The 2957-nt window shown below is 69.9% G+C and carries 2 protein-coding genes and 1 pseudogene; all 3 read left to right on the plus strand.

Features of this window, described 5'->3' with window-relative positions; all coding sequences use genetic code 11:
- The coding region (locus ABZV94_RS41015; protein ID WP_356350139.1) for an alpha-glucosidase C-terminal domain-containing protein at positions 1 to 427 on the plus strand (427 nt) is incomplete at its 5' end.
- Positions 424 to 2142, plus strand: a complete 1719-nt coding sequence (gene treS / locus ABZV94_RS41020; protein ID WP_356350141.1) for a maltose alpha-D-glucosyltransferase — start codon at positions 424 to 426, stop codon at positions 2140 to 2142. The genes ABZV94_RS41015 and treS, both read left to right, overlap by 4 nt.
- Before the next feature lie 31 nt (positions 2143 to 2173).
- Positions 2174 to 2957 (plus strand): annotated as a pseudogene (locus ABZV94_RS41025) (maltokinase); the annotation flags it as partial.

Genomic DNA, 2957 nt, shown 5'->3' on the forward strand with positions numbered 1-2957 from the left:
GAAGTACCAGCTCAAACCCCGCGACTGGGAGGCCGCCGAACGCGAGGGGCGCACCATCGCCCCCCTCATCACGAAACTCAACACCGTCCGGCGGCGGCACCCGGCGCTACAGCGCCTGCGGAACCTCCGCTTCCACCAGACCGACAACGATGCCGTGCTCGCCTACAGCAAGCGCACGGGCACGGACACGGTCGTCGTGGTCGTCAACCTCGACCCGCACCACACCCAGGAGGCCACGGTCTCGTTGGACATGCCGCAACTCGGCCTGGACTGGGACGCCGCCCCGTCCGTGCACGACGAACTGACGGGCGAGACGTACCACTGGGGCAGGACCAACTACGTGCGCCTCACACCCGGCCGGGCGCCGGCGCACGTGCTCCACGTCGGGCGATCGACGCCCCAGATCGGAGGGCCCGCAGCGTCATGACCGTCAACGACCCCGTACTGGACACCTTCGAGGACACACCCGCCAAGGACCGGGACCCGGAGTGGTTCAAACGCGCCGTCTTCTACGAGGTCCTGGTCCGCTCCTTCCAGGACAGCAACGGCGACGGCGTCGGCGACCTGAAGGGCCTGACGTCCAAGCTCGACTACCTGCAGTGGCTCGGCGTGGACTGCCTGTGGCTGCCGCCGTTCTTCAAGTCGCCGCTGCGGGACGGCGGTTACGACGTCTCCGACTACACCGCCGTCCTGCCGGAGTTCGGCGACCTCGCCGACTTCGTGGAGTTCGTGGACGCCGCCCACCAGCGCGGCATGCGCGTGATCATCGACTTCGTCATGAACCACACCAGCGACCAGCACCCGTGGTTCCAGGAGTCCCGCAAGAACCCCGACGGCCCGTACGGGGACTACTACATGTGGGCCGACGACGACAAGCAGTACGAGGACGCGCGGATCATCTTCGTCGACACGGAGGTCTCCAACTGGACCTTCGACCCGGTGCGCGGCCAGTACTACTTCCACCGCTTCTTCTCGCACCAGCCGGACCTGAACTACGAGAACCCGGCCGTGCAGGAGGAGATCCTGGCCGCCCTGCGCTTCTGGCTGGACCTGGGCATCGACGGCTACCGCCTGGACGCGGTGCCCTACCTCTACGCCGAGGAGGGCACCAACTGCGAGAACCTGCCGGCGACCCACGAGTTCCTGAAGCGGGTGCGCAAGGAGATCGACGCGATGTACCCGGACACCGTGCTGCTGGCGGAGGCCAACCAGTGGCCCGAGGACGTCGTCGACTACTTCGGTGACTACGCCTCCGGCGGCGACGAGTGCCACATGGCGTTCCACTTCCCCGTCATGCCGCGCATCTTCATGGCCGTACGGCGGGAATCCCGCTACCCGGTCTCCGAGATCCTCGCCAAGACCCCGGCCATCCCCTCGAACTGCCAGTGGGGCATCTTCCTGCGCAACCACGACGAGCTGACCCTCGAGATGGTGACCGACGAGGAACGCGACTACATGTGGGCGGAGTACGCCAAGGACCCGCGGATGCGCGCCAACATCGGCATCCGCCGCCGCCTCGCGCCGCTGCTCGACAACGACCGCAACCAGATCGAGCTGTTCACCGCCCTGCTGCTCTCCCTGCCCGGCTCGCCGATCCTGTACTACGGCGACGAGATCGGCATGGGCGACAACATCTGGCTCGGCGACCGCGACGCCGTCCGCACCCCCATGCAGTGGACCCCCGACCGCAACGCCGGCTTCTCGGCGTGCGACCCCGGCCGGCTCTACCTCCCCACGATCATGGACCCGGTCTACGGCTACCAGGTCACCAACGTGGAAGCCTCCATGTCGTCCCCGTCCAGCCTGCTGCACTGGACCCGCCGCATGATCGAGATCCGCAAGCAGAACCCCGCCTTCGGACTCGGCTCGTTCACGGAACTGACGTCCTCGAACCCGGCGGTCCTGGCGTTCCTGCGGGAGTACGGCGACGACCTGGTGCTGTGCGTGAACAACTTCTCCCGCTTCGCCCAGCCCACCGAACTCGACCTGCGGGCCTACGACGGACGGCACCCCGTCGAGCTGATCGGCGGCGTCCGCTTCCCCGCCATCGGTGAACTGCCCTACCTGCTCACCCTGCAAGGCCACGGCTTCTACTGGTTCCGGCTCACCCGAGTCGCATCCCGCATCGGCCGCCGCCGCTGAACGCCCGGCGCCGAGGAAAGGACGCGTCACCATGCCGAAGACCATCACCCCCCGACCGCGCACCGCGGCCGGGCCCGACGGGCCACTGGCCTCGTTGGGCGGGCTGCTGCGCGACTGGCTGCCGAGGCAACGCTGGTTCGCGGGCAAGGACCGGCCGGTCACCGATCTGTCGGTGCTGTCCGTGACGGAGCTGTTCCCGGGGTGTCTGCACCTGCTGGTGCACGCCTCGCACGTGCCGGTGCCCACCCCCGGCGGCACTCCCCCGCCCGGGGACTGCTACCAGCTGCTGCTGGGCCTGCGCCAGCAGCTCGCCCCGCGGCTGGAACGGGCGTTCATCGGGCGCGCCGTGGACGGCCCGCTGGCCGGGCTCGCGGTGTACGACGCCCTGCACGACCCGCGCTCGGCCCATCTGCTGCTGGAGCGGCTGCGGCAGCCCGGTACGGCGGGGCCGCTGCGGTTCGAGACGGACCCGGCCGCCCACCTGCCCGGCGGTCTGCCCCCGCGGCTGCTGGACGCCGAGCAGTCCAACTCCTCGATCGTGTACGGCGACGCCTACATCCTGAAGGTGTTCCGCCGGATCCAGCCGGGCGTCAACCCTGACCTGGAGGTGCCGGCGGCGCTGACCGCGCAGGGCTGCACCCGGGTGCCCGCGCCGGTGGCCTGGTTCACCACGAGCGCCCCGCGCCCGGCCACCCTCGGGGTGCTCCAGCCGTTCCTGCCGGACGCCACCGACGGCTGGACGCTGGCGCTGCGCGCGCTCGCCGCGGGCGACCACTTCACCGCCGAGGCGCGCGCGCTGGGCCGGGCCATGGCCG

Source organism: Streptomyces sp. NPDC004658 (assembly GCF_040609555.1).
Classification (GTDB): domain Bacteria; phylum Actinomycetota; class Actinomycetes; order Streptomycetales; family Streptomycetaceae; genus Streptomyces.

Bases quoted from the DNA above. Each gene is read 5' to 3' on its own strand.
- treS (WP_356350141.1), top strand. From the start codon at position 424: ATGACCGTCAACGACCCCGTACTGGACACCTTCGAGGACACACCCGCC.